The organism is Litoreibacter sp. JB4-2 (assembly GCF_055693445.1).
In genome coordinates this window covers 401,781-421,765 of record NZ_CM146334.1, presented here as the reverse complement: position 1 = coordinate 421,765, position 19,985 = coordinate 401,781, and the positions used below count along the sequence as shown (strand labels likewise).

Here is a 19,985-nt window from a genome sequence, read left to right as displayed (position 1 = left end):
AGCGAGATGAGGCTCGGCATAGTCACTTCGCCTTAATCTCATCGATAGTGTCGCGCGCTTGGGCGGAGACTTTCTGAAACACCTCTTCGGATGCGACACGCGTTTCTTCGGCCATCACCTGCATCAACTCGACGGCCTTTTCATAGGCTTGAGTGTACACTTCCAAGTTCTTTTGCTGGCTCTCGGGCGACAGAGGTGTCTCCAAACGCTTGGCATGGTCCTGAGCTGCCTGCATCAGGTCGTTGAAAATTTGTGACTGTCGCATCGAATGGGCACGGACAATCTCGGCAGTGGATTCATTGGCTTTCTTCAACGCCTCAAGTTGCTTCTGGCTCTTACCGACAAGGCCAAGGGGATCCGTCGCGCCAAAGCCGGGTAGGGGGTCAAACTTCGGAAACATATCGGCGGAAATGTTCGGCGGCGACATCGCATCCGCAAAGGTTCGGAAGATATCCAGAAATTCTACTTTTTTGGTTTTTGACATCGTTTTCCCTCCGCGATCATGGTCTGCGCACCGGGATCCCAAAAGGTTCATGACGTCTGGCGGCTCAGCCGCTGACAGCATGGCAGGTCCCGCAAAATGGTTCGATCTTCATCCGCGCAATCCATATCAAACTGCGATTGCTCTACGTTTTTAGCAAGTACCTACATTTTTTATAGTAAGAGTTGGCAAAGTACGCAGTCCCCGAGGTGATAGATCGCACGATATGATGAAAGTACCAGGCCTTAGTCTCATTGCCCAAGCTGGCGCCGGTATGGGACACCATCCGTGTGGAACAGGATTCTGACATCACGGTCGAACTTGGGCTTCCGGTACTGTCTGGCACGAAGCGGCGGGACAATAATCTCTTAATCGGTATTATGGTAAATTACCTCAATACTCCGTCATGCCCGCAAAGCAAAGAGTTTGCTCGAAAATCATTTTAAAAGAACGACATACCACGCTCTTTGAAAGTAAAAAGCAAACGAACAGACAGATTAAAACCGCGCGCGAAGCGCGGCTTGGGCACATGTCTGCTAAAGGCCAAAATAGCTTTTGTAGTCCGAGACCAGTAGATGCACCGGGTCTTCATCTTCCTCGATGCCGGCAAACCGATCCAGCGGCGGATGGAAGATATTGTCGGTCTCGTCGTCATTGACGGCGGAGACCTCGCCGATCAGCACGTCGCCACCCTCGCCCCAGAACTTGTGCCAGTTGCCGGGCATCAGCGTCACGCTTTCACCCGGCGCAAGCATCAGCACGTCACCAGCCTTTTGCGTCCGCGTAATCCCGTCGCACGCCACTGTGACGTCCAGATGCTCATCCAGCGTCCCATCCGGCGCGCTTTCATGCATCTGAATTGCAAGCGTCGCGCCGCCACGGTTGATGATGTCTTCGGCCTTCACGACGTGACGGTGCATCGGGCTGATCTGGTCATGGCGCGAGATCATGATCTTTTCCGCGTAGCACATGCCGCCACCGGCCTTCAGGTCAGATTGCCGACCGTTGCGTGTGGTGAACAGAAACAGGCCCATTTTCTCAAAATCGCCGTCCCCGTAATCGGTGATATCCCAACCCAAACGCGCGTCCAGAATGCCCTGAATGCTGCTCTGCCGGTCTTTCATCTCTGACGGGGTCCAATAGGCAAAAGGCGGCAGGATATGGCCAAAGGATCTAATAAAGGCGTCACCCTGCAAAAGGGTTTCGTTCACGAAGGAGCGTTTCATAATCTGTATCTTTCTTTCAGGGCTTTGGCGGCTCTTTTTGACCGCTGTCAAAGGCCTCCCAGCCTTCGCCGTTAAATACGTCTACGCCAAGCTGTGCAAGCACATGCGGGAAATCAACCATGACCCAATTGTCGACAATCTTGCCGTCAACAACCTTCCAGAAATCCATATAACGAATTTCTACGCGTTTACCGGTCGCGGCAACGCCCATAAACGTGCCGCCATGCGTCGCTTCTTGACGCCCAAAGGCAGCGGCCCATTCGCCCATGTAAAGCCGGGCCTCATCTACGCAGGTTTTGTCGTGAAATGCGGCTTGAAACGGCTTTTGCCAATTGCTCTGGAACTCCCGCACACCCTCTTTGGTGCCGCAGCCCGTGTTGCCCATCCAACGGAAGGTTTCAGAGAAGAAATCGCCAATATCGGCAATCCGGTGGTCATTCAAACCGTCAACCATGCCCTCAATAACGGCGCGCGTCGCCTCGGTCTTGGACATATCTGTGTCGCGGCTAAGCACCGCTTGTTCGGGCCGTGAGCCTTTCATGGCAAATTATCCTAGCGCATACCCCGCGCCGCGCACGGTGCGCAGCGGATCATCACCGCCTTGGCTTGTCAGCACTTTGCGAAGCCGGCCGACATGCACGTCAACGGTGCGGGTATCGACATAGATATCGCGTCCCCAGACACGGTCAAGCAGCTGTTCGCGCGACCAGACACGACCCGGGCGTTCCATGAAAGTTGTAAGCAACCGGTACTCTGTCGGGCCCAGTTTCAAGGCCGTATCGCCACGTGTGACACGGTGTTCTTCAATGTCGACAATGATGTCGTCAAATTCGAGCCGTTCGCCCATGGCAGCGGGCCGCGTACGGCGCAGTTGCGTGCGGATACGTGCCAGCAGTTCTGCCACGGAATAGGGTTTGATGATGTAGTCGTCAGCACCGGTTTCGAGCCCCCTCACCCGGTCATCTTCTTCTGATCGCGCCGACAGCATGATCACCGGCAGCTTGGCCAGTGACGCGTCTTTCTTGATCTGGCGGCAGACCTCAATCCCTGAGACATTGGGCAGCATCCAGTCCAGCACAACCAGATCCGGCTGCTCTTCGCGCACGCTCAAAAGAGCTTCATCGCCATTGTCGGCGGTCAAGACCTGATAGCCCTCTGCCTGGATATTATAGGCCAGAACCTCGCGCTGCGAAGGATCATCTTCTACAACTAAAACAACAGGTTCGCGTGACATCTTAAAGCTCCTGTTAGGTGGCCACGTATGAGGTTCTGTCCGCCTTGTCGCGTTCATCATCCGGTGCTTCGCCGGTGACAAGGTAAATCACCTGTTCCGCGATTGAGGTCACATGGTCCCCCATACGTTCAATGTTCTTGGCAATAAAATGAAGATGCATGCACGGTGTGATGTTGCGCGGGTCTTCCATCATGTGGGTCAGAAATTCGCGAAACAGCGCGTTATACATCTGGTCAACTTCGGTGTCGCGTGCGCGCACATCTTCCGCCAGCTCGACATCGCGCTGAATATAGGCATCCAGTGCGTCTTTCATCATCACGTTGACCAGTTTGGTCATCCGCCGGATCGAGGCGCCGGTGCCGTTCACAGGCTGCATTTCCGACAAAACGGTCGTGCGCTTGGCCATGTTTTTGGCGTAGTCGCCGACCCGCTCCAGATTACCGGAAATCTTCATCACTGAAAGAACCGTGCGCAAATCGCCCGCTGTGGGCGCGCGCATAGCAATCACTCGCGCTACTTCGGAGGCAACTTCCTCCTCCAGCGCGTCAATTGCCTTGTCATTCTTGCGTACAATCGCCGCAAGCTCTGAATCGCGCATGTCCAACGCACGGGCGGAATCTGAGATAGCCGTCTCGACCAGCCCGCCCATTTTCATAATCAGCGCCTGAATGCCTTCCAGGTCGCGGTCGAAGGCGGACGCAATATGTGCATCATTCATTTCAAATATCCTTAACCGATCCGGCCGGTGATGTAGCTTTCCGTGCGCGGATCTTCGGGGTTTGTGAAAATCTTATCCGTCTCGCCATATTCCACCAAATCGCCGAGATGGAAGAAGGCCGTCTTCTGGCTCACGCGGGCCGCCTGCTGCATGGAGTGGGTCACAATCACAACCGTGAAGTCCTGTCGCAGCTCATCGATCAACTCTTCGACCTGCGCGGTCGCAATCGGGTCCAACGCGGAACATGGCTCATCCATCAACAGAACCTCGGGCGCGGTCGCAATGGCACGACCAATGCACAAACGCTGTTGCTGGCCACCGGACAACCCGGTGCCGGGCGCGTCCAAGCGGTCTTTAACCTCATCCCAAATCGCCGCGCGGCGCAGCGATTTTTCGACGATCTCGTCCAGCTCGGCTTTGTTCTTGGCCAGCCCGTGAATTTTGGGCCCATAAGCCACATTGTCATAGATCGATTTCGGGAACGGATTTGGCTTTTGAAACACCATCCCAATGCGCGCGCGCAGCTGCACCGGGTCGACGTCCTTGGCGTAAATATCTTGCCCATCAAGGCGCATATCGCCCGTCACACGGCACACATCAATCGTGTCATTCATCCGGTTCAGGCAGCGCAAAAACGTTGACTTGCCGCAGCCTGACGGGCCGATAAACGCCGTCACCGCGCGGTTTTGAATGTCGACGCTCACGTCTTTGATTGCGTGGTTGTCGCCGTAAAAAACGTCGACGCCATTCGCTTTGATTTTGATGTCGTCGTCGGCCATCACGCGCTCCATAGATTTTAGGTCGTCCAGCATAGTCATAACTCCTACCAACGGCGCTCAAAGCGTTTGCGAAGGAAAACTGCAATTGCGTTCATGATCACCAGAAACAGGAGCAAGACGCAAATTGCGGCGGCGGTGCGCGCCTCAAACGCGCGTTCAGGGAAGTCGGACCAACGGAACACCTGCACCGGCAGGACCGATGCACTGTCCGTGATCCCTTGTGGAATGTCGACAATAAACGCGACCATCCCGATCATGATCAGCGGCGCGGTTTCGCCCAGCGCCTGCGCCATCCCAATGATCGTGCCGGTCAAAATGCCGGGCATCGCCAAGGGCAGCACGTGGTGCATGCTGGCCTGCAACGGGCTGGCGCCCAGCCCCACAGCCGCGTCGCGAATGGACGGTGGCACAGCACGGATCGCCGCGCGCGATGCGATGATGATGGTGGGCAGCGTCATCAGCGCCAACACCAGACCACCGGCAATCGGCGCGGATCGCGGCACCCCAAAGACGCCCAGAAACAGGGACAGCCCCAACAAACCAAAAACAATCGACGGCACGGCCGCGAGGTTGTTAATATTGACCTCCACGAAGTCGGTGAACTTGTTCTTCGGCGCAAATTCTTCAAGGTAGATCGCCGCGGCCACCCCAATCGGGAAAGCAAGCGCGAAGGTCACAACCATGGTCCAGAAGGACCCCACGGCCGCACCCAAGATACCCGCCAATTCAGGCTCGCGCGAGTCGCCCGCCGTGAAGAAACGAGTATTGAACACCACATCGACCTGCCCGCGTTCGCGCAGCGTTTCGATCCAAATGATCTGATTGTCCGAAACTTTGCGCGCATTGGCTGGCAAATCAGTGACAAACAGCCCCCACGCGTTCGATGCCGTCACTTCGCGCGCCATCGGGATCACAGGTTCAGCAATGCCGCCCGTGGGCGTGATCCGCGTCATCTTCAACCAACCATCTGCGACGCTGATGAAGACCGACCGGTTCTCATCGCTCAGCATCTCATCGCCGCCCGGCGCCTCCGAACGCGCTTCCAGATCATCCGCCTGCGCCAGCAACGCATCGCGTTGCGCGCTGCGTTGCGATGCAAGCGTCAGGTTCTTTTCGCGGACCTCATCAGTCTCGGCGGCCTCGGCCCGGCGGGTAAATTCGCGCACACCGTTGTCTTGCAAGGCTGCCTGACGGCGCAACACCTTGGCCTGCACGACGAGCGCCTCCTTGACGCGTTCTAGCGCAGCCGCGAAATCATCCTCGCTGGAGCTGACAAGATACCCGTCACCCTCAGGCGTCAAAGTGATGTTGCCGGAGGTGTCTTTTTTCAAAAGCTCTCCAAAATCGCCCTTCAAATACAAGTCCGTCACGTCGGATGCCAGGAACGGGTACTCAATCGTCTCGCCCACCAGCGACGGGTTCGCCGCCACTTTGTCCGCAAGCTCATATGCCGCCCCGGCTGAGGTCAGGTCATACAGCTCCCGGCGCGTCGTGCGTCCTTTGGCGCTGGGGAACTCGGCCTTCAGCATGTCTTTGGTCAGCCCCGTGAAATTCCCGCGACGAATGATCTTCGGATCGCCTGTCCCGTCCGGGTCGATCTCGGACGCCTCAAGGGTGACGGGCAGCGTCAGGTAGGTTTCCGTCAGCGCACCTGTGGCCTTGCCCAGCACCGACGACAGCAACGCCACAAGTGCTGCACCCGCCAAAAAGATCGCGATGATCCCGTATAACTTCAGCCGGAATTCGGCGGCCCGGCGCCGCGCGGTCCGCTTCGCAGCAGAGGCACCTGAATGCATGCCCGTCAATTCTGTCATATCAACCATGTCGAGCAGCCCTCAGTCGTAAAGTTCGCGGTATTTGCGCACGATGCGCTGCGCCACGACGTTCATCAAAAGTGTGACGCAGAACAATGTGAAGCCCAGCGTGAATGCGGGTCCTGCCGCTGTCGATGCTTCCGTGTCGCCCGTAATCAGCATCACGATTTGCACCGTCACGGTGGTCACGGCCTCCAGCGGGTTGGCCGTCAGATTGGCCCCCTGCCCGGCTGCCATCACCACGATCATTGTCTCGCCCACGGCGCGCGAAATGCCCAGCAGCACCGCTGAGACGATCCCAGGTAAAGCCGCTGGCAAAACAACCTGCCGAATGGTTTCCGCCTTAGTCGCGCCCAACCCGTAGGAGCCGTCGCGCAAGCTTTGCGGGACCGCGTTGATCACGTCATCCGACAGCGACGACACGAACGGAATGATCATGATCCCCATGACAATCCCCGCTGCAAGCGCGGACTCTGAGGCAATCGACAGCCCGATGGCCTCCCCGCTATTGCGCAGGAACGGCGCCAAAGTGATCGCGGCAAAGAAGCCGTACACAACCGTCGGGATACCGGCCAAAATTTCCATCATCGGCTTGGCCCAGGACCGCGTGCGGGCGGAGGCAAAGTCAGACAGGTAAATCGCGGCGAATAATCCGATAGGTGTGGCAACCAACATGGCAATCACGGTGATCAGCAAAGTCCCTGCGAAAAGCGGGATTGCGCCCACCTTGTCTGGGTCAAGCTTACCCGCTTGGACCCCCGACAAGGGCGACCACGTCGTGCCAAACAGGAATTTATGAACCTGCCATTCGATATTGTTGAAGAAATTCAGCGTCTCAAAGATCAGCGACAAGACGATGCCAGCGGTTGTGGCGACGGCGATGATCGCCATCAATGCCAGCAGACGCAGAATAATCGCCTCCGACCGGTTCCGCGCCCGCCATCCCAGCGTGGCCGATTTCAGACACCAAAAACCCGCGCCAGCCGCGGCCAGCAGTGACAAGATCATCGTGCCGTAATGGTGTAGCGCCGTCTGGCCCGAGATTTCGGACGCGATTTGTTCGCGCAGCGCATCTGTGGTTGATGCGATGCCGCCCCCCGCCAAAGCGCGGGCGTCATTCAGGACCAGCTCAACTTGGATTGGGCTTAGCTCGGGTTTCGCCTCAAGGATATGGGCGATAAATCGGCTTTCAATCCAGGCACCCCACACGGTCCAGACGACCAGCAAGACGGCCACACCGGCGACAACCGACATAAGAAAGGCCAGAAGGCCATGATAATTCGGGCGGGAATGCAGCGTTTGCGGCGCGTCGCCGGCAATCGCAAAGGCCTTATTGCGGGCAGTGACGTATAGAACCGCACCAAGCGCAAATACGGCTAGCAGAGTAAGACCAAACATATGCCCCCGGCAATTATCAGCTGTGTTGGCTAGAAAAAGCGAACGCGCGGGGCAGAAAAGCCGCCCCGCGCAATGTCTTCAAAGGAAGCTTACTTCCACTCTTGTCCGGTCATCGCAGTCAGGTTCGCAACATTGCCCGACACGGTGGAGAACATGTCTTCTGGCAGCGGGATCAGACCTTTGTCGACAAGGTAACCCTCTTCGCCAGCAGCGTCTTCGGACATAAATTCATTCGCGAATTCCTGGATGCCCGGGATCACGCCAACATGCGCTTGTTTGATGTAGAAATACAGCGAGCGGGAGACTGGATAGTCACCAGCGGCAATGTTGTCGAAAGTCGGCTCAACGCCGTCCACTTTGGAACCCTGCAGCGCGTCTGCGTTCTGATCGAGGAAGGAGAAGCCAAAAACGCCCAGAGCGTTCGGGTTGGCTTCCAGCTTGGACACGATCAGGTTGTCGTTTTCGCCAGCTTCGATATAGGCGCCGTCTTCACGGATTTCGATGCCTTCGCATTCGATGCCTGCGCCTTCGCAGCCCTCTTCCATGACCAGTTCGTTGAACGCGTCACGTGTGCCCGAGGATGGGGGTGGGCCAAGCACTTCGATTTTGATCGCTGGCAGGGATGGGTCAACTTCGTCCCATGTCATTGGCATGTTGTCTTGCGCGGCAAGCGCCATGACCAACTGCTCGCGTGTCAGCGAGAAAACCGGGCCGCCTTTGGCGTTCGCAACAACGATGCCGTCATAGCCGACGACAGCTTCTGTTACATCGGTCACGCCGTTGTCTTGGCACAGCTTGAATTCTTTTTCTTTCATGCGGCGCGAGGCGTTTGTGATGTCCGGGTGGCTGGTGCCAACACCGGCGCAGAACAGTTTCATACCGCCGCCGGAACCGGTCGATTCAACAACAGGTGTCTGAAAATCTGTGGACCGGCCAAATTGCTCAGCAACGGCGGTCGAGAATGGGAAAACGGTGGATGATCCGACGATGCGGATTTGGTCACGTGCAGTGGCCACGGAAGATGCGGCGGCGACCAGGATGGCAGCAGAAGCAGCAGTTTTGATGAACGACATTTAGTCACTCCCTCAGTGTTAATGTGTGGAGAACGCCCCCTCGGCGCAACTCCGATACCGGGGACACCTAGGCTCCACCTGCTGGGCTTTTGTGACAGTTTTGTAAGAGTTTTATGACAGTAGACAAATTATCTGTCAGGCCTTCGGAAGAATGGTTGAAAAACAACTTCCAACGCCTTGATTAGAAGTAATTTTAAGGCGTCCACGATGTCGATTTACAATATGTTTCACAATCGACAACCCAAGCCCGGTCCCGCCCATCTCGCGGCTGCGGTGGTCATCGACACGATAAAATCTCTCGGTCAAACGGGGCAAATGTAATACGTCGATTCCCTCGCCTTCGTCGCGTATGTCGATTCTATATGCGGGCATGCGAAGGGTGCGGTCGCGCTCTAACTCGGTCAGCTCAATCGTGATCGTCCGGTCCGGCCCGCCGTATTTGATCGCGTTTTCAAGCAGGTTCAGAAACAGCTGGGTCAGTTGGTCCTGATCGCCCAAAACCTCCGCCACACCTTCAATGCCGCTGGCCGCAATCGTGACATTTGCGCTTTTCAGCTTGCCCTCCAGCGTCGCCACAACAGATCGCACCACCGCGCTCACATTGACCCGGTCACGCGGGCGCACACGTTCATCCGCCTGTACACGGCTCAAAGACAACAGGTCAGAGACCATCCGGCTCATCCGGTGGGCCTCATTCTCCATGATCCCCAGAAACCGGTCGCGCGCCGCCGGGTCGTCGCGGGCCGCAGTGCGCAAGGTTTCAATAAACCCCGTCAGCGCCGTCAATGGCGTGCGCAGCTCATGTGAAATATTGGCCACGAAATCGCGCCGGATCGTCTCGGATTCCTCCGCCTGGCTCCGATCTTCAAAGCTCAGGACAGCGCCTTTGACGCGCCCGCCCTCTTCCAGCGGCGTCGCCGTGAATTGATAGGACACCTCGCCCGACAGCCCGTTGAACAAGAACCGCGCGGTCGCGGGCGTATTCTCCCGCAATGCCGTGTCCATCGCAGCCAAAACGGGCGCTTGACGCAGCAACGTCACCGCATTCATGCCACCCGGGTCATGCCCAAACAGCTCCAACAAGCGCGGGTTGGTCATGAAAATCGTGTATTTCGCGTCGATCAGCATCACCGGCAGCGGGATCCCCGCAATGATCGGTTTTGCGTCCCAGTCGCTCACAGCGCGGCGAACCCTTTGCTGAATTCGTCTTTCAGAAGGCCGATATCCTCGACGCCAACGGACACGCGGAAGAACCCTTCGGTGATCCCCAGTGCCGCGCGTCCCTCCGGGGTAAGCCCGCGATGCGACGAGGAGGCTGCATGGCTGACCGTCGTGCCAATATCGCCCAAGGTGGGCGCGAACGCCATCTCCGGCATCGCGCGCGTCAAAGCATTTGCCGCCGCGCGCCCGCCCTCAATCGTGAAGCTCACCATATTGCCAAAGCGCGGCCCCAGAAGCGCGCCCGCCCGGTTGTGGTCCGGGTGGTCCGGTCTGCCGGGATAGAGAGCTTTCGCCCCCAATCCCGCAATGTGATCGGCCAAAGCCGCCGCGTTTTCTTCAGCCCGGTCATATCGCAGATGAAACGACATCAACCCGCGCTCCGCCATCCACGCGTCATAGGGGCTGCCCGTCAGCCCCAGCGTGATGATCGTGTCGCGAATGGACAGCGCATGCGCCGGATCCTTTGCCGCGACATAGCCCAGCATCGCGTCCGAATGCCCGGCCAAGAGCTTGGTGATCGAATGGATCACCACATCCGCACCGTGATCAAACGGGCGATACGCGCGCGGCGTGGTAAACGTGTTGTCAACGACCAGGATCAGCCCCCGCGCCTTCGCAAGCGCTGCAATCCCGTCCATATCGGCAACCCGCAAAGTCGGGTTCGAGACGACCTCAACAAGGATCATCTTTGTCGCCGGTGTGATCGCCGCTTCAACGGCCGCCACATCTGTCGGGTCCACCAGACTATGCGAAATACCATAGCGCGGCAGTTCTTGGCTCAGCATCCGCAAGGACCGCCCGTAAAGCTGGTTCCCACCAATCACGTGATCACCCTGCCCTAGCAGCCCCAGCATCGTGGCCGTCACCGCAGACATGCCGGTCGAGGTGATGAACCCGCCGGTCACCCCTTCCATGGCATCAATCTTGGCCGCCAAAACGCTGGCATTGGGATGCCCTTCGCGCGAATATGTATAGCCGAATTCGGACCCATCATATTGCGCGTCCAGCGTATCAGGGTCAGGCGAGGCATAGACCACAGACGGCTGCAACGGCGTAACCACCGCCCGACTGACTGAGCCCGGAAACCCCTCACGTCGCACCAGATTGTCGGGAATATCTCTATTTGTATCGGAGCTCATGCGCGCACCGTCCCGTCACCAGTGACGACATATTTGAAACTGGTCAGTTGTTCCGCCCCGACAGGGCCGCGCGCATGCATCTTGCCCGTTGCGATCCCAATCTCTGCGCCCATGCCAAATTCACCGCCATCGGCAAATTGCGTCGACGCATTATGCATCAAAATCGCGCTGTCCAGCTCATGCGTGAACCGATCCGCAGCGCCTTGGTCTTCGGCCATAATACAATCGGTATGGTTCGAGCCGAACCGCCGGATATGCGCCATGGCCGCGTCGATATCGGGCACCGCTTTCGCGGCAATCGCCATGTCCAGATATTCGTGGCCCCAGCTGTCATCCGTCGCGGCTTTGGTGCCCGAAAAATCGTGCAACACCGTATCAGCTTCAACCATCACGCCTTTTTCAACCAAGGCGGCAATCACCGGGCGCCCAATGCTGTCGATCACATCTTCATGGATCAACAAGCATTCCGCCGCGCCGCAAATTCCCGTGCGCCGGATTTTGGCGTTCAAGACAACATTCAGCGTCTTTTCAGGATCCGCCGATTTGTCGATATAGATATGCACGACCCCCTCAAGATGGGCGAAGACCGGCACCCGTGCCTCCCGCTGCACAAGGCCGACAAGACCCTTCCCGCCACGCGGTACGATGACGTCAATAAAATCCGTCGCGGTCAGCATCTCGGACACCGCAGCCCGGTCGCGCGTCGGCACCAGCTGAACCGCGTCTTCGGGCAGACCAGCATCCAACAGCCCTTTTTGCAGCGCCTTGTGAATAGCGCCCGAGCTGTGAAAACTCTCCGAGCCGCCCCGCAAGATCACCGCATTGCCAGACTTCAAACACAGCGCGCCCGCATCCGCAGTGACATTGGGCCGGCTTTCATAGATCACACCGATTACGCCCAAAGGTGTGCGCACCCGCTTGATATGCAACCCTGTTGGCCGGTCCCATTCCGCGATCACCTCGCCCACGGGATCCGTTTGTTCCGCAACAGCGCGCAGCCCGTCGACGATGCCACGAATGCGATCCTCATCCAGCATCAAGCGGTCCATCATCGCGGGGCTCAGGCCCTTATTCGCGCCAAACTCCAGATCCAGCTTGTTGGCTTCAATGATCTCCGCCCTGCGTGCCCAAACCGCTTCCGCCGCGCCGATCAGGGCCGCGTGTTTGCGCTCCGCCGAAGCCGTCGCCAGCACCGTCGCCGCAGCCTTCGCGCGCGCGCCAATATCGGCCATCAAACTTGGGATATCGTCGAGATCTTTCATTGTCTTATGCCTATCGCAGGTTTGTCACAGTTTTTTATGGGTTTAGAGCACCATATCGTCCCGGTGCACAAGCGCCGCCCGGCCCGGGTAGCCCAACAGCGCTTCAATCTGGGATGACTTGCGCCCAAGGATTTTGCGCGCCTCATCCGCGCCGTAGCGGGTCAAGCCGTGGCCCAGCACATGGCCCGACGCATCGCACAAAGCCACAGGATCGCCGCGCCCAAACGCGCCTGACACATCCGTCACGCCCGCAGGAAGCAGCGACTTACCGGCGCGCAACGCCTGTTCCGCCCCGCTATCCAGCACAAGGCTGCCCTGCGGCTTCATCGCCGCAATCCAGCGTTTGCGCGCGGCTTTTGGATCGTCCTTCGCAACAAACCAGGTCGCATTCGCGCCTTGTCCAAGCGCGCGCAACGGCCGCAAAACATCGCCTTGCGTAATCACCAAACCCGCGCCGCTGGCCGTCGCCGTCCGCGCCGCCATCAGCTTGGTTTTCATGCCGCCCTTCGACAGGCCCGACCCAGCGTCGCCCGCCGCATCTTCCATCTCGGACGTGATCTCTGTCACGATGTCGTAGCGCGACGCGCTCGGGTCCTCGGATGGGTTGGCCGTGTAAAGCCCGTCCACATCCGACAGCAGCACCACAAGATCGGCGCCCACTGTAACCGCCACTTGCGCGGCCAGCCGGTCATTGTCTCCGTAGCGGATTTCATCCGTGGCCACGGTGTCATTCTCATTCACAATCGGCACCACACCCAGCCCCAAAAGCTGCTCCAACGTCGCGCGGGAATTCAGGTAGCGGCGCCGGTCCTGGCTGTCTTCCAAGGTCACCAACACCTGCGCCGTCGTGATCCCATGCGGGCCCAGCGCTTCTTCATAGGCGCGCGCCAGCCGGATTTGCCCCACGGCCGCCGCTGCCTGTGATTGCTCCAACGGCAGTGCCGCTGCAGGCAGGCCCAAAGCCCCCCGCCCCAACGCGATCGAGCCGGAGGAGACCAGCACCACATCCTGCCCCCGCGCCTTCGCCGCCGCCACATCTTCGGCCAAAGCCCGCAGCCAATCGACGCGCAACGCCCCGCTGTCGCGGTCCACCAAAAGCGCGGACCCGATCTTGACGACCAGACGTTTCGCGTCCGTCAGGGACGCCATGGCTCTGGCTCCTCCGCGCTGCGTTTCTCGCGCAGGCGGTCGTCGTCAATTTGCCCCCGCAAGGCGCGCAAAACCTCCTGCACGCCGTCGCGCGCGACGCCCGACATCATCAAGACCGGGCCGCCCGTCGCCGCCTCAAGCGCTGCTTTCTTTTCCGCCTGCTCATCCGCGTCCAGCGCATCGATCTTGTTCAACGCCGTCACGCGCGGCTTGTCGGCAAGTGCGCCCGCGTAGTTTTCCAACTCATTGATAATGATCTCATAATCGCCCACCACGTCGTCTGAGGTCCCATCCACCAGATGCAACAAAACCGCGCAGCGCTCGACATGGCCCAAGAACCTGTCGCCGATCCCTTTGCCTTCAGACGCACCCGCGATCAGACCCGGAATATCGGCAATCACGAACTCGGCCCCATCCACGCCCACAACGCCCAAATTGGGGTGCAACGTGGTAAACGGGTAATCCGCAATCTTGGGCCTTGCATTGGATGTCGCCGCCAAAAACGTCGACTTCCCGGCATTGGGCAGCCCCAAAAGTCCGGCATCCGCAATCAGTTTCAAGCGCAGCCAAATCGTGCGCTCCACGCCCGGCTGGCCCGGGTTGGCGCGTCGTGGCGCTTGGTTGGTGGCGGATTTGAAATGCAGGTTGCCCCAGCCGCCATTCCCACCTTGCGCCAAAACAAAGGTCTGCCCCAGCTCGGTCATATCGGCCAGAACGGTTTCCTCGTCCTCGTCCAAAATCTCCGTTCCAACCGGAACGCGCAGAACGATATCGGCGCCATCTTTGCCCGTGCGCTGACGCCCCATGCCCGCCTGACCATTCTTGGCAAAGAAATGCTGCTGGTAGCGGAAATCGATGAGCGTGTTCAGCCCGTCGACCGTCTCGATGATCACATCGCCGCCGGCACCGCCGTCGCCGCCATCAGGGCCGCCATATTCGATGTATTTTTCACGTCGAAAGGACACGGCCCCGCCGCCGCCCGCGCCGGAGCGAATATAAACCTTTGTAAGGTCGAGGAATTTCATGTCATCAGTCCAATCGGCGCGCGAAAATGTGGTTAATCGAGCGCCTTGATATAGGTCCAGGTGGGCACCGTCACCCCTCGGGCGACGGAAAAGCTCTCAGCTTCGCCAATATAGTCGAAGCCGCAATTGGTCAGCACGCGCGCGGAGGCCGGGTTATCCTGAAAAACGGACCCGAATATCGTCCGGCACGCCTGCGGGTTCGCCTTGATAAGCGCTTCAACCGCCAAAGAGGCAATACCGCTGTTCCAAAGCGCAGGCACAATCCAATAGCCAATCTCGGACTGGCTGCGATCCATGCGCTGCAAGGCAATCGCGCCCATCACTTCGTCGCGGCTTTCAGACGGGTCAATGACCCAGACATCTTCCGTGCGGTCCGGCGCAAGGCAGCGGGCAATAAAGTTCTCCGTCACGCCATCGGGCAACGGGTGCGGGATCGTCGTCGTATTCTCCGCCACGCGCTTATCACTGGCATGCAGCGTCAATGCACCCGCATCCGCAGGCGTTACCGGGCGCAAGGTAAAGCGGTCGGTGACTATCACAGGTTGCGTGATCTCAGTGGTAATACTCATGACGTCGCTCCTCCAAACAACACAAACAGAACCGTCGCCACCGTCAGGGCAGCGAGGCTCCACATCAAATACCGTTCCTGCGGCGTGCCCGCGACGGTGCGCGCGATGCGCTCCCCGCCATAGGTCCAGATCGGGTGCAGAACCGCTTGAACGGCCAGCAATACAGCCGCAATGGTAAACGTGGCCTCAAAAACCGGGGTGCCGGGCGCGGTAAACGCCGTGAACCCGGCTGTAATCATCGCCCAGGCCTTGGGGTTGAGCGGGTGAACGATGAGGCCAGCCATAAAGCCCGGCGCCTTGGCCGCGACATCCGTGTTCAGACGCAAATTCGCGACGCGCCAGGCCAGCCAAATGATATAGGCGGCAGAGATGTATTTCAGCGTCGTGAAGACCCAAGGGGCGGTCTCAGCCAATTGCATCAGCCCAAAGCCCACGGGCCAGATCACCAGCTGTTTGCCCAAGGCCACGCCCGCCACAAAGGGCAAAGCCGCACGCAGGCCGTAGCGCGCGCCCGTTGACAGCAAGGCCATATTGGCCGGTCCCGGCGTGCCCACCTGGCTGGCCGCGAAAACCGCAAAACTGGTGACCGCAACGCTCACGCCGCGTCCTCGACCGACAGATCGCTGGCCAGCAGCCCCATCAGAATATCGTCATACCACACACCTTCGATGAAGGCGCTTTCGCGCTCCCTGCCTTCCTCCACGAAGCCGACTTTGCGGTAGGCCGCAATCGCGCGCGTGTTGAATTCCAGAACCCGCAAAGAAATCCGGTGCAGACCCATTGGGCCAAACGCATGTTCTGCGACCAGCCGCATCGCCTCGACCCCGATCCCCCGACCCAGATGCGTGTTGTCCAAAATGCCAATCGCCAGCACGGCGCGGTGATCGGCATAGTTCACGCTATGCAGTCGAACGGCCCCGATCAGCCGCTGATCCACTTCGATCACCCAGGCGAACCGTTCCTTCATCTGCGTTTCAACCCATGCTTTCGCGGCATCTTCCGTCAGCGCGCGAAACTGCGACGGGTCGCCGCCGAACATGCGATGCAGCTCAGGCGAATTGCCAAGCGCGTAGCGCCCGGCCCAGTCCTCTGGCTCGGGGCTGCGAAGACGGACCTGCGGGCCCGTTAAGATCGGAAGGCTGCGGGATGACATGGCCTTCTCCTTGCTGAAACGAAAAAGGGGACCGGTTTGCACCGATCCCCCCAATTTTCTTTTTGAAGCGTTCGGCTTACTCGGCGGCCTCCACCGCTGGGAGAACCGATACAAATGTGCGGCCCTTGAGACCCTTGTGGAATTTCACATTGCCTTCGACGGTTGCGAAAATCGTGTGGTCTTTGCCCATGCCAACACCTGTGCCCGGCCATTTGACCGTGCCGCGCTGACGCACAATGATGTTGCCTGGGATGACGACTTCGCCACCATATTTTTTCACGCCAAGGCGACGACCTGCGGAGTCGCGGCCGTTTCTGGACGAACCACCTGCTTTTTTATGTGCCATCTCGTATTCTCCTTAGCCTTTAGCCAAATCGGCTGCTTGCTTGAGCCAGTCATCGCGGTCGATGCGGCCTTTGAAGTTCAGTTTCTCGTCCATAGCAGCAACGTCCTCTGGGGTCCATGCTGCGATCTGGGCGAATGTGGTTACGCCAAGGTCGTGAAGCTTTTTCACGATGACCGGGCCGACGCCGCTGATCTGTGTCAGGTCGTCGCCGTCGGACTTGGCAGCTGCCTTTTTCGGAGCGGCCTTCTTAGGGGCAGCTTCTTTCTTGGCAGGCGCTTCGGCCTTTGGTGCGGCTTTCTTCGGCGCAGCCTTCTTAGGCTCGGCCTTCTTGGCCGGCGCTTTCTTCGGCGCCGCGGCGTCCAAAGCGGCAACCGACACACCGGCCCCGCCCAACGCGGCTTTCACGCCGGACTTGCCTGCACCTTTTTCCAGAATGTCGGTCACGCGCAGCAGCGTCAGTTGCTGACGGTGCCCCTTGGTCCGCTTGGAAGAGTGCTTACGGCGGCGTTTCACGAAGTTAATCGTTTTGACGCCTTTGATCTGGTCGATGACCTCGGCTTGTACGCCAGCGTCTTCCACCAGCGGAGCGCCGATCTTGTCGCCAACCATCAGGATTTCGTTGAATTGGACTTTGTCGCCAGCGGCGGCGTCCAGCTTTTCGACGCGCAAAACGTCGCCTGAGGCGACTTTATATTGCTTGCCGCCGGTTTTTAGAACCGCGAACATATCGCATACCTTTTTTCATCCGCGTCCTGTGGTCCCGCTAAAGCGCGGCGTTATCAAGGGGTTAGCCTTACCTCGGACAGCGCGCCCCCGGATCGGAGCGTCTGTTTCAAAAACCCAGGCAAAGCCCGGAGACGCGCATATGCGACAGCGCCCGTTTCAAGTCAAGCCTTTAGGTCTCGTCGCCCGCCATAAATTCGCCCATCGCGCGGCCCAGCTCATAGCTGTGATATTCGAACACTTGGTCAAATCCTGCAAACAGTGCCGTGTTCAACGCCTGCCCCGACGCCGTGTCAGAGGACTGTATATAGGCCTCCATCTCTTCGGGGGTCAGAATGCTATAGGCCAAAACCGAAAAATTCATCGTCCAGTCGACCATGTCTTCGCGAAGCCCTTCGGCCTGCTGATACACCTGTTCAAACATGGTGCTTTCATCCAAAGGTCCGAAATCGGGGGTGCTGGCCAAGCCGCGGTAAAAAGCCAGGTTTGAATTCAACGCCCCGGCCAGGTTATTCTCTATGAACCCGTTGATCTCAATAAACTTTTCATAGGCCTCAATCCGGTCCGGATTGCTTTCGCGCAGGGCTTCCGCTTCTTCGCGCACGGCGTCTTCCACGGCCTCATCCGACAAAGATTTGCGCGCATGGATTTCGATCTCGACAATCCGCTGCCCCAACTCCGTCTCCAGAAAATCCAACGCTTCCTCAGCCTCGGCGACCTTTTCCGCGTCCATCACCGCCTGCGCAAACAGGCGCTCCATCCGGTCCACCGAATAAATCCGGTCCATCCGCGCGCTCCAGGCCGGTGATGGCGAGAGCGCCGCATCTTCCTGAACCAGCTCTTCAGCCGCTTCGATCCCTTCTGCGCGCAAGATCTCGAAAATCTCGTTCAGTTTCAGGCTGTCATAAAACCGATCCGCCAAAGCGGTCTGTTCCGCATAAGCGGCGCCCACAAATAACTGCGCCGCAGCGAGCCATGTCAAAACCAGTCGCATAGTGACCCTTTTCATATCGTCTTCACTCTAAGATAGGCCCCCGAGTGCAAACAAACAATTGAGACGCGTTGAATTCGCAGTGATCGGCGTATTTGAGCATGAATTGACCCTTGCATGGGCGATACCCCTTCGCTAAACCCCGCCCACCTGATCACATATCAGCGGTGCGGAGAGGTGCCGGAGTGGTCGAACGGGACGGTTTCGAAAACCGTTGAGCTCGAGAGGGTTCCCAGGGTTCGAATCCCTGTCTCTCCGCCAACTCAACTGAGTATTCTAGAGTTGCTTTTTACTTGTCTTATTTCGAAAGACGACAAGCACCGATTTGATAACGCCTCATTGCATTGGGCCACCCGCGGAAACTCGGTGCCTACTGAATATTCGAAGTATCAATAAAGGTCGACTTCTCAGTGTCAGGACCTAGATTTACGCTACTTTATCAAGTTGTGTATTTAGGCCAGCTCTTGAAATCGACGAAGAAAATCTGCGGCACGAGGCTCTATATTTTGTGAAATTGCGGGCACAAAATCACTACATTGCTCTATTTGATGATCCGTACGGATGGCATACTTGAAAACGAGGCTGACATATACGCAAAATCCCGCACGCGAAACGAGCGAGTCCAATATGTCGAGACGCATCCTGATGGTTTGGGCCTAGTTATTCGGCGGTCTAGACAAAGTGCATGGGGGAGCTTCAAACGATCAGGTTGCAAGTCGTTGTTTGTCTTTGACGAGTTTCCGATTTTCTGCTCTACGCTCCGAAATGTCACGAGATAAAAAGACAAGATGAACAATAATATAGCTGATCGTTATTTGAACCCGCGCCGCAAGCTAGGTGCGACGGGAAGCGCCAGGTGGTTTTTCGCATGGCAAGTTCCAAAGCAGATGCTTTCATTTCTTAACAGACTTCGCAAAGGACGCGAAGTTCGGCGCCACACGACACGTAGCCACGAAGAATACCAGTCATACGATGATTGGGAATTGCAGGTTTACGAACGAGGGAGCGTTTATACGTACAATCATGGGCAGATGAAACAGACTAGCCTAAGAGATACGCGCGCCGCAGCTCTTGCCCCAATCAAAACAGAAATACGCAAATTGTTGGACGCAGGTGCAACAAAACTCAGTATTCTTGAGATTGGCTCCGGGAACGGTGTCAACTTGGTCTTGTTGGACGAAGAATTTGGGTCCGAACTAAAGATCAAAGGTATTGAGCTTTCAGCCGAGCGGATGAATGTTGGCCGTGAATACTGGGGAGAACGCTTAGCCAATGTCACTATGGTCGAAGATAGCGCACTTACCTTGCATACAGTTGAAGACAACAGTTTCGATGTCGTGTTTTCCACACATTGCCTTGAACAACTTCCCTATAATACAGCCCAAGCAGTTTCGATGATGCAGCGCGTCAGTCGTAATCGTGTCATATTTTTCGAGCCTGTCTTTGAGTTCTGCAACATGGCTCAAAAATTGTTCGCCATCTTCACAGATTACCAACGCACCCTGTTGCCGGAGGTCGAAGCATCTGGCCTGAAGATTTTGGACTGTTATCCAAGCGAGATATTGGCGAACCCCCTCAACAAGAGTGGCGTCATTATTGCCAAAGTCACTGACTGACAGGTTCAGACCAATTCTCGTTGGTCAGATGCGGCGACCATTGTCTGTTTTAAACGCATATGGGTTTA

The 19,985-nt window shown here is 57.7% G+C and carries 20 protein-coding genes, 1 tRNA gene and 2 pseudogenes; 2 read left to right on the top strand and 21 right to left on the bottom strand.

The window, feature by feature from the left end:
• Nucleotides 1–22: 22 nt before the first annotated feature.
• The 21 genes and pseudogenes from ACZ1G7_RS02125 to ACZ1G7_RS02025 all read right to left on the bottom strand — a co-directional run bounded on the left by ACZ1G7_RS02125 (nt 23) and on the right by ACZ1G7_RS02025 (nt 18,304).
• A complete protein-coding gene (locus ACZ1G7_RS02125; protein ID WP_472661942.1) occupies nt 23–484 on the bottom strand; it encodes a hypothetical protein in 462 nt (153 codons plus the stop codon).
• Nucleotides 485–1,017: 533 nt separating this feature from the next.
• Entirely contained in the window at nt 1,018–1,707 is a 690-nt protein-coding gene (locus ACZ1G7_RS02120; RefSeq protein WP_472661940.1) for a D-lyxose/D-mannose family sugar isomerase, read from the bottom strand.
• A 16-nt stretch (nt 1,708–1,723) separates the two neighbouring features.
• On the bottom strand, nt 1,724–2,248 hold the full coding sequence (locus ACZ1G7_RS02115; RefSeq protein WP_472661938.1) for an ester cyclase: 525 nt from the start codon (nt 2,246–2,248) through the stop codon (nt 1,724–1,726).
• 6 nt (nt 2,249–2,254) lie between these two features.
• Entirely contained in the window at nt 2,255–2,941 is a 687-nt protein-coding gene (phoB, locus tag ACZ1G7_RS02110; protein WP_472661936.1) for a phosphate regulon transcriptional regulator PhoB, read from the bottom strand.
• Nucleotides 2,942–2,954: 13 nt separating this feature from the next.
• Nucleotides 2,955–3,659: a phosphate signaling complex protein PhoU gene (gene phoU, locus ACZ1G7_RS02105; protein WP_472661934.1), complete on the bottom strand. Its 705-nt coding sequence runs from the start codon at nt 3,657–3,659 to the stop codon at nt 2,955–2,957.
• Nucleotides 3,660–3,670: 11 nt separating this feature from the next.
• Nucleotides 3,671–4,471 carry a phosphate ABC transporter ATP-binding protein PstB gene (gene pstB / locus ACZ1G7_RS02100; protein ID WP_472661932.1) on the bottom strand — a complete coding sequence of 267 codons (801 nt, stop codon included), beginning with the start codon at nt 4,469–4,471 and terminating at the stop codon, nt 3,671–3,673.
• Between the two features lie 11 nt (nt 4,472–4,482).
• Nucleotides 4,483–5,271: pseudogene (pstA, locus tag ACZ1G7_RS02095) on the bottom strand (phosphate ABC transporter permease PstA); the annotation flags it as partial.
• A gap of 567 nt (nt 5,272–5,838) precedes the next feature.
• Nucleotides 5,839–6,234 (bottom strand): annotated as a pseudogene (locus tag ACZ1G7_RS02090) (DUF3333 domain-containing protein); the annotation flags it as partial.
• 39 nt (nt 6,235–6,273) lie between these two features.
• Complete coding sequence (pstC, locus tag ACZ1G7_RS02085; protein WP_472661931.1) at nt 6,274–7,650, bottom strand: phosphate ABC transporter permease subunit PstC; 1,377 nt, start codon at nt 7,648–7,650, stop codon at nt 6,274–6,276.
• Nucleotides 7,651–7,739: 89 nt separating this feature from the next.
• The gene (locus ACZ1G7_RS02080; RefSeq protein ID WP_472661929.1) at nt 7,740–8,723 is read right to left on the bottom strand and encodes a PstS family phosphate ABC transporter substrate-binding protein; all 984 of its coding nucleotides are present in this window, start codon (nt 8,721–8,723) and stop codon (nt 7,740–7,742) included.
• Nucleotides 8,724–8,858: 135 nt separating this feature from the next.
• Nucleotides 8,859–9,902: a sensor histidine kinase gene (locus ACZ1G7_RS02075; RefSeq protein WP_472661927.1), complete on the bottom strand. Its 1,044-nt coding sequence runs from the start codon at nt 9,900–9,902 to the stop codon at nt 8,859–8,861.
• Complete coding sequence (locus ACZ1G7_RS02070; RefSeq protein ID WP_472661925.1) at nt 9,899–11,083, bottom strand: trans-sulfuration enzyme family protein; 1,185 nt, start codon at nt 11,081–11,083, stop codon at nt 9,899–9,901. The genes ACZ1G7_RS02075 and ACZ1G7_RS02070 overlap by 4 nt, the downstream gene beginning before the upstream one ends.
• On the bottom strand, nt 11,080–12,345 hold the full coding sequence (locus ACZ1G7_RS02065) for a glutamate-5-semialdehyde dehydrogenase (protein WP_472661923.1): 1,266 nt from the start codon (nt 12,343–12,345) through the stop codon (nt 11,080–11,082). The genes ACZ1G7_RS02070 and ACZ1G7_RS02065 overlap by 4 nt, the downstream gene beginning before the upstream one ends.
• Before the next feature lie 42 nt (nt 12,346–12,387).
• Nucleotides 12,388–13,494, bottom strand: a complete 1,107-nt coding sequence (gene proB, locus ACZ1G7_RS02060; protein WP_472661922.1) for a glutamate 5-kinase — start codon at nt 13,492–13,494, stop codon at nt 12,388–12,390.
• The gene (gene obgE / locus ACZ1G7_RS02055; protein WP_472661921.1) at nt 13,482–14,519 is read right to left on the bottom strand and encodes a GTPase ObgE; all 1,038 of its coding nucleotides are present in this window, start codon (nt 14,517–14,519) and stop codon (nt 13,482–13,484) included. The genes proB and obgE overlap by 13 nt, the downstream gene beginning before the upstream one ends.
• Nucleotides 14,520–14,551: 32 nt before the next feature.
• Nucleotides 14,552–15,088, bottom strand: coding sequence for a GNAT family N-acetyltransferase (locus tag ACZ1G7_RS02050; RefSeq protein WP_472661919.1), 537 nt, complete (start codon nt 15,086–15,088; stop codon nt 14,552–14,554).
• Nucleotides 15,085–15,687, bottom strand: coding sequence for a LysE family translocator (locus tag ACZ1G7_RS02045; protein WP_472661917.1), 603 nt, complete (start codon nt 15,685–15,687; stop codon nt 15,085–15,087). The genes ACZ1G7_RS02050 and ACZ1G7_RS02045 overlap by 4 nt, the downstream gene beginning before the upstream one ends.
• Entirely contained in the window at nt 15,684–16,241 is a 558-nt protein-coding gene (locus ACZ1G7_RS02040; protein WP_472661915.1) for a GNAT family N-acetyltransferase, read from the bottom strand. The genes ACZ1G7_RS02045 and ACZ1G7_RS02040 overlap by 4 nt, the downstream gene beginning before the upstream one ends.
• A 76-nt stretch (nt 16,242–16,317) precedes the next feature.
• Nucleotides 16,318–16,587, bottom strand: coding sequence for a 50S ribosomal protein L27 (gene rpmA, locus ACZ1G7_RS02035; RefSeq protein WP_472661913.1), 270 nt, complete (start codon nt 16,585–16,587; stop codon nt 16,318–16,320).
• A 12-nt stretch (nt 16,588–16,599) separates the two neighbouring features.
• Nucleotides 16,600–17,313, bottom strand: coding sequence for a 50S ribosomal protein L21 (locus ACZ1G7_RS02030; protein WP_472661911.1), 714 nt, complete (start codon nt 17,311–17,313; stop codon nt 16,600–16,602).
• A 169-nt stretch (nt 17,314–17,482) separates the two neighbouring features.
• Nucleotides 17,483–18,304, bottom strand: a complete 822-nt coding sequence (locus ACZ1G7_RS02025; RefSeq protein ID WP_472661909.1) for a hypothetical protein — start codon at nt 18,302–18,304, stop codon at nt 17,483–17,485.
• A gap of 168 nt (nt 18,305–18,472) precedes the next feature.
• Here ACZ1G7_RS02025 and ACZ1G7_RS02020 point away from each other — a divergent pair.
• Both ACZ1G7_RS02020 and ACZ1G7_RS02015 read left to right on the top strand, forming a co-directional pair.
• Nucleotides 18,473–18,562, top strand: a tRNA-Ser gene (locus ACZ1G7_RS02020).
• Between the two features lie 527 nt (nt 18,563–19,089).
• Nucleotides 19,090–19,917 (top strand): class I SAM-dependent methyltransferase, encoded by an 828-nt coding sequence (locus ACZ1G7_RS02015; protein ID WP_472661907.1) that lies wholly within the window; start codon nt 19,090–19,092, stop codon nt 19,915–19,917.
• The last annotated feature ends 68 nt before the right edge of the window (nt 19,918–19,985 follow it).